6 protein-coding genes are annotated in these 6824 nt (G+C 38.7%); 4 read left to right on the forward strand and 2 right to left on the reverse strand.

Annotation, left to right across the window (positions count from 1 at the left end; all coding sequences use genetic code 11):
- The first annotated feature begins 100 nt into the window (after window positions 1-100).
- From AWW73_RS18930 to erpA, 3 genes are all read left to right on the forward strand, one after another.
- Window positions 101-1108, forward strand: coding sequence for a putative solute-binding protein (locus AWW73_RS18930; protein ID WP_003656045.1), 1008 nt, complete (start codon window positions 101-103; stop codon window positions 1106-1108).
- A 351-nt stretch (window positions 1109-1459) separates the two neighbouring features.
- Window positions 1460-2464 (forward strand): putative solute-binding protein, encoded by a 1005-nt coding sequence (locus AWW73_RS08465; protein ID WP_009392891.1) that lies wholly within the window; start codon window positions 1460-1462, stop codon window positions 2462-2464.
- A gap of 124 nt (window positions 2465-2588) precedes the next feature.
- On the forward strand, window positions 2589-2924 hold the full coding sequence (gene erpA, locus AWW73_RS08470) for an iron-sulfur cluster insertion protein ErpA (RefSeq protein ID WP_002115421.1): 336 nt from the start codon (window positions 2589-2591) through the stop codon (window positions 2922-2924).
- Window positions 2925-2985: 61 nt separating this feature from the next.
- Here erpA and AWW73_RS08475 read toward each other — a convergent pair whose 3' ends face one another.
- Together AWW73_RS08475 and AWW73_RS08480 are read right to left on the reverse strand one after the other, a co-directional pair.
- On the reverse strand, window positions 2986-3828 hold the full coding sequence (locus AWW73_RS08475) for an alpha/beta fold hydrolase (protein ID WP_062849394.1): 843 nt from the start codon (window positions 3826-3828) through the stop codon (window positions 2986-2988).
- A 127-nt stretch (window positions 3829-3955) separates the two neighbouring features.
- Complete coding sequence (locus AWW73_RS08480) at window positions 3956-5083, reverse strand: anhydro-N-acetylmuramic acid kinase (RefSeq protein WP_062849395.1); 1128 nt, start codon at window positions 5081-5083, stop codon at window positions 3956-3958.
- Between the two features lie 61 nt (window positions 5084-5144).
- On the opposite strand from AWW73_RS08480, the gene tyrS reads away from it, so the two are divergent.
- A complete protein-coding gene (gene tyrS, locus AWW73_RS08485; protein WP_079748541.1) occupies window positions 5145-6377 on the forward strand; it encodes a tyrosine--tRNA ligase in 1233 nt (410 codons plus the stop codon).
- Window positions 6378-6824: the final 447 nt, after the last annotated feature.

Genomic DNA, 6824 nt, shown 5'->3' on the forward strand with positions numbered 1-6824 from the left:
TTTGAGTAAAAGCTCTATTTTTTTCTAAAAAACATGATTAATATCTGTGTTTGAAAGGAAACTTCAAACAAAAAATCTGTTCCGTGGAAGGATGAAGAAAATGAAAAAAATCGTACTTGCTATGGCTGCCGCTTCTGTTGTTGGTTTTTCTGCTTCAGCGCAAGCAGCGAGTACCGTATGTGTATTCGACCTCTTAGGAAAAGCAGGCGACTCATATAAAATGATGGAAGAATGGGCTCTTGCTGCAAAAGGCTGGGGTACTGAAATTAACTTGGTTCCTCGTCAGGACGAGGCTGTTGCTGATAATGATTTTAAAGCGGGTAAATGTGATGCTGTAGCAATGACAGCAATGCGTGCACGCCAATATAACAAATTCGCAGGATCTATCGACTCACTTGGTGGTGTTCCAAATAACCAAATCGCTCAACGTGCAATTACTTATGTATTAGATGCGCGTAATGCAGCAAAAATGACCACGAATATGGGGGGTAAAAAATACGAAGTTGCTGGTATTTCTCCGCTAGGTTCAGCATTCATTTTCGTACGTGACAAAAACATCAACTCTGTTGAAAAAGCTGCGGGTAAAAAATTCGCTGTATTAGGTTATGACGATGCACAAAAAATTATGGTGCAACGCGTAGGCGCTCAAGCGGTTCTTTCTGATATTTCAAACTTCGCTGCGAAATTTAACAATGGTCAGGTAGATATGGTAGGTGCGCCTGCTTATGCTTATAAACCATTAGAATTAAATAAAGGTTTAGGCGCAAACGGTGTAATGTGGAACTTCCCTGTATTACACGTTACAGCAGATCTAGTATTACGTTCTGATAAATTCCCAGCTGGTTTTGGTCAAAAATCTCGTGACTGGTTTGTTAAACAGTTGCCTAAGAACTTTGCAATGATCAACCGTTTAGAAGCGCAAATTCCTGGCAAATACAAAATGAACTTAAGTGCAGAAGATAAGCTTAAGTATCAAAAAATGTTGCGTGATGGCCGTATGGACTTAACTAAACGCGGTGTTTACGATGCAGGAATGATGTCTGTACTTAAAAAAGCACGTTGTTCTGTAGACAAGGCTAACTTTGAATGTTCAATGCCTGGTGAATAATCTTAATTTCTTTCAGAAAGCCTAGACTGAGTTCTAGGCTTTTTGTTTTATATGTGCTGTCAGTTCTGCCATTGTGGTTAGTTAGAAAGACGTTAAGCTAAATTTAGATAAAAACTTCATAAGGAAACATGAAGGTATAAAAATGGATCAAGGACTTAAGTGATTAAAATAATTGCTAATAGGTAGGTTAATCGCTATCTATTTTTCATGGAAATAAAATCATAAAAGCAAATACGGTCTATAAAAGTACTCCAACATGATTTTTAGATGAGGTCTATCCGATTCATACCTGATGGTGTGAAATTTCTTGGTATCGAAAAACAAAAACTCCACAAGGAAAGGAAAAAGAATATGCAATTTTCCAAAATGCTATTACTTGCGATGGGACTTACCACAGTTTCTTTTGCAGCTCAGGCTAAACAAACAGTATGTGTTTTTGACTTCGTTGGAAAAAATGGCGATGTCTATGCACTGATGAAGGATTATCAACTTGCCGCTAAAAACTGGGGAGCTGATATCGAGCTTAAAGTAAACCAGAATGAAGCCGTGATTGCGGAAGATTTTAAAGCGGGTAAATGTGATGGTATTAGTGTGTCAGGGATGCGTGGACGCCAATTTAACTCATTCACAGGGTCATTAGACGCAATTGGTGCCATTCCTGATCTCAAGCTTGCTGTAAAAGTGATGCAAGGTTTAGCGAGTCCAACTTTTAGTAAATATATGGTGAATGGTCGCTATGAAGTTGTCGGTGTTATTCCGGTTGGTGATGCTTACCTTCTAGTAAATGATCGCAGCATCAATACGGTAGCAAAAGCTGCAGGTAAGAAAATTGCTGTTCTTGATTATGATGAAGCACAAAAAATTATGGTTCAGCAGGTTGGGGCACAGGCTGTGAGTGCGGACGTAACAAATTTCGGTGCGAAATTTAATAACCATCAAGTTGATATTATTGGTGCGCCAGCAGCAGCATTTAAACCTTTGGAGCTACAAAAAGGTTTGGGCACAAAAGGTGCGATTGTGAATTATCCAATCTTACAGGTCACGGGAAATATTATTATCCGTCCAGATAAATTCCCTGCTGGTTTTGGGCAAAAATCTAGAGAATGGGTTTCGGGTCAACTACCACGTGCTTTTACCATCTTGGGTAAAATGAAAGCTGATATTCCACAAAAATACTGGATGGATGTCCCAGCAGCCGATAAACCAGGTTACCAAAAGCTCATGCGTGAGTCTCGAATTAACCTTACACAACGCGGTGTGTACGATAAACGTATGATGAAATTACTATGGCAATTCCGTTGTAAGCAAGATGCTAAAAACTTCGAATGTGGCTTACAAGATGAGAATTACAAATAATCTTGATAAAAATACTCAAGATTCGCTTTAAACTTCGAAGACAGACCCTATATTGATTATGCTATACTCAATATAGGGTCTTTTTTATTTTGAAAGGCACAGCAAAATCCGAGGAACAATCATCATGAATGCCCAAGCTCTAGTTTTGACAGATAATGCTGCCAATAAGGTACGCCAACTCCGTGATAGTGAAGGGAATGACGATCTCATGTTACGTGTATATGTAACGGGAGGCGGGTGTTCAGGGTTTTCGTATGGCTTCAATTTTGCTGAGAGCGTAAATGAAGATGATGCAGAATTCGTAAATGGCGATGTAAAAATGCTGGTTGACTCACTGAGCTACCAATATCTCATTGGTTCAGTAGTTGATTACGTAGAGGGCCTAGAGGGTTCGCGTTTTATCGTACAAAATCCGAATGCAACAACAACATGTGGTTGTGGTTCTTCATTCTCGATTTAACAGAATTTTAAAATTTAAAAAACCTCTCCGTAACGAGAGGTTTTTTTTATTGATCAAATTATTATTTTTCACGGATAGATTCTAAAAAACATTGCACGAGTTCAGGTGCATTCTGATAGGGAATCCAATGTGATGCATCCATAAAAACTGCGTCATAACTATTTTTAAAATAACGTGAGTTTAGCTCCGCACTTTTTTCTGTAACGGCAATATCATGTTTACCCCAAATAAAGAGAGTAGGAACATCTATGGCTTTAAATGGATTTTGAGGCTTGTCCCAAAAAAAGCCACGATACCAATTCAACGCCGTAGATAATCTCTTTTCCTTTATAAACTCAGCCTCGAATATTTCAATTTGCTGCTCGGTCATGCCAGATGACTTCAGAAACTTATGACCCAATTTAGGCAACTTTTTAAATAAAAGTTCGGGCAGAATCGGTAGCTGAAAAATTGCAAAATAATAAGATTTAAAAAGTTGTCTACTGCTTAAACAAGCTTTTAAAAATGCAGCTTGGTGGGGCACAGAAACTAAAGTGAGATGTTGAATATATTGTGGATATTTCATGGCAACCCCCGAAGCGATTGCCGAGCCCCAGTCATGCCCAATTAAATAAACTGGCTGACCAAGTTGCTCAATTAAACTCGCCACATCTTCTACAAGTTCACTCAATGAATATTGAAATCGGCTTTGAGGCCTAGCATTTAAACTATAACCACGTTGATGAATCGCAAGTGTTCGAAATCCATGCTGATGCAATAATTCAGAGGTTTGCTCCCAACTATGAGCAGTCTCTGGAAAACCATGCAATAAAACAACGAGAGGACCATCTATAGGCCCTGAATCAATCACATCGAATGTCCAAGCCCCACGTGTGTATTGATGAATACGGTTGGTCAGATCCATGAAAAAAAGCCTTAAATTATTTTTGTTGGCATTTATCATGAGTTTTTATGCTCATTTAAATAACAGCATTTCGGGTCAGTAAATGTGCTATGAGGTCGAATCTAACCAAACCAATCAATAAATAGTTTTATACCGCCGTGATCGTACCTAGGATTCTGAAATCCGAAGCACCTGTTACTGCTGGCAAATTACCACTTAAACCATTTACAAAACGCATTGCCAACCATGCAAATGCTGTAGCCTCTACCCAAGTAGGGGATAGCCCTAAAACATCTGTAGGTTGAACAGACCAATTATGCTTACGAAGACGCCAACGTAATTGTTCTAATAAATAAGAGTTATAAGCACCACCACCACAAACATATACTTCGCCTGTTTCCATCTCAGAGCGATAAATCGCTTTTTGAATGGCACGCACAGTAAGTTTTAATAGCGTTGCTTGGATGTTTTCAGGGGTATCTTCTAACTCATCATAAGTTAAATCATTTCGCCAATCGATTAACTGGTCATCTAACCAGTCAATATTAAAGTCTTCACGTCCTGTGCTCTTAGGCGGTTCTTTAGAAAAATATTCATGTGCATGAAGACGATCGAGCAAAGAACGGATAGGATGACCATAAGCAGCCCAATCACCATTTTCATCATATGGATGACCTGTATGGCGATGACACCACGCATCCATCAAAATATTTGCAGGGCCCGTATCAAAACCAAATACACCTTCAGGGTTATTGGCAGGCAGCATACTCACATTGGCAATACCACCTAAATTCAAAATCACACGATGAATGCTCGGATGTTGAAATAATGCTTGATGGAAAGCTGGAACCAATGGGGCACCTTGACCGCCAGCTGCCATATCTCTACGACGGAAATCTGAAACCACCGGAATCTGAGTAATTTCAGTAATAATATTGGGATCACCAATTTGTAGTGTAAATCCATGTTCTGGACGGTGACGAATAGTTTGTCCATGTGAACCAATTGCTTTTATTTGGCTACGGTCTAATTGGTGCTTTTCAATGAGAGTATTAATCCCATCACCAATCATTTTGGCTAGAGCAACATCAGCTTTACCCATGCGGTCAATTTCATTGTCATCGGGTAAAGTTAATGCCATAAGCTCATCACGTAACTCGGGTTCGAATGGAACTGTAAGTGTGGCATGAAGCTGTAGTGGCTCAAATGAAGCCGCAACAATATCCACACCATCCATACTAGTGCCAGTCATTACGCCGATATAGATTGCGCTCATATGCAACTTCCCCTGCAAGACGCTGAAAAAATGTTAGTATATCGCACAAATTGAATAACTGATGTGTTTAGGTTTTGTGATGTCAAATTTCTTGCCCGCCGAAGAACAGCTTGCCCTCATCCAACGAGGCACGCACGAAATTATTTCAGAAGAAGATTTACTGAAAAAGCTTAAAGAGAATCGTCCTCTTAAAATTAAAGCTGGTTTTGATCCTACAGCACCAGATTTACATTTAGGACATACCGTTCTTATTAATAAATTAAAAACTTTCCAAGATTTGGGCCATGAAGTTACCTTCTTGATTGGTGACTATACAGCGATGATCGGTGACCCAACTGGTAAAAGCGCAACTCGTCCGCCGTTGTCACGTGAACAAGTAGAAGCTAACGCTAAAACTTATCAAGAACAAGTTTTCAAAATATTAGATCCGAATAAAACAAAAGTACGTTTTAACTCAGAATGGTTTAATCAAAAATCTGCTGCTGACCTTATTCAGTTAGCAAGCCAGCAAACCGTATCTCGCATGTTAGAACGTGATGACTTTACAAAGCGTTATAGCAATCATCAGCCGATCGCAATTCATGAGTTTTTATATCCTTTAGTTCAAGGTTATGACTCTATTGCACTTGAAGCAGACGTAGAATTAGGTGGTACAGACCAGACCTTTAACTTACTTATGGGTCGTACTTTACAAAGTCGTTATGGCCAAGAATCTCAAGTGTGTATCACTGTGCCGATTCTAGAAGGTCTAGATGGCGTAAATAAAATGTCTAAATCTTTAGGTAACTATATTGGTGTATTTGATACACCAGGGGCAATGTACCAAAAAGTTTTATCAATGCCAGACTCTTTAATCGAACGCTATTTCGATTTATTAAGTTTCAAATCTCTTGATGAGATCAAAGCTTTATTAGATGAAATTGCTGCTGGTCGTAATCCACAAGAAGTAAAACGTATTCTTGCACTTGAGCTCGTTGAGCGCTTCCATGATGCAGAAGCTGCTGCTAATGCCCATAAGAGTGCGGGCAACCGTATTACAGAAGGTGAAGTACCTGAAGACACACCGGAAGTAACTATTTCACGTGGTGAGTTTGGTGGAGAAATCTTTATTGCTACCATTCTACGTGTAGCAGGCCTAAATCCGAATGCAGCAGCTGCAAAAGATGCTGTAGCTCGTGGAGCAGTAAAAGTTGACTGGAACGCGGTTGATGCAAGTTTCTCTGTAAAAGAAAACGGTACTTTCATTATTCAGTCAGGTAAGAAAGCAATTGCACGTGTAATTTTCACTGATTAATAAGAAAGTTATATGGTGATAAAAGCAGGAGTAATCCTGCTTTTTTATTTTAGAGTTACCAAAGTAATTAAACGTTCCACGTGGAACCATCTAAGCATACTTATATAGTTAAAGAATTAAATTAAAAAACAATAAGAAATATAAAGCGGGGTAGAGTATTTACTCTATTACTTCTTTGGATTCTTTGGATTCTTTGGATTCTTTGGATTCTTTGGATTCTTTGGATTCTTTGGATTCTTTGGAATTAAGGGACTATATATGTCTATAAACTCTATTGAAGACATCAAAAATCTAAGATGAAGTTTATTTTCCCAAAATAAGAATTAATAAAAGTGATAGAAACGCCTAAAAAAAAGTCATATATATCACTTTTTTCGCAAAATAGTAGAAAAAAACGGCACTCAAGTGAAAAAGGTTGAAATACCCCTTGCAAAGGGAATTGGATGG

The sequence above is a fragment of the Acinetobacter lactucae genome (assembly GCF_001605885.1).
GTDB lineage: Bacteria > Pseudomonadota > Gammaproteobacteria > Pseudomonadales > Moraxellaceae > Acinetobacter > Acinetobacter lactucae.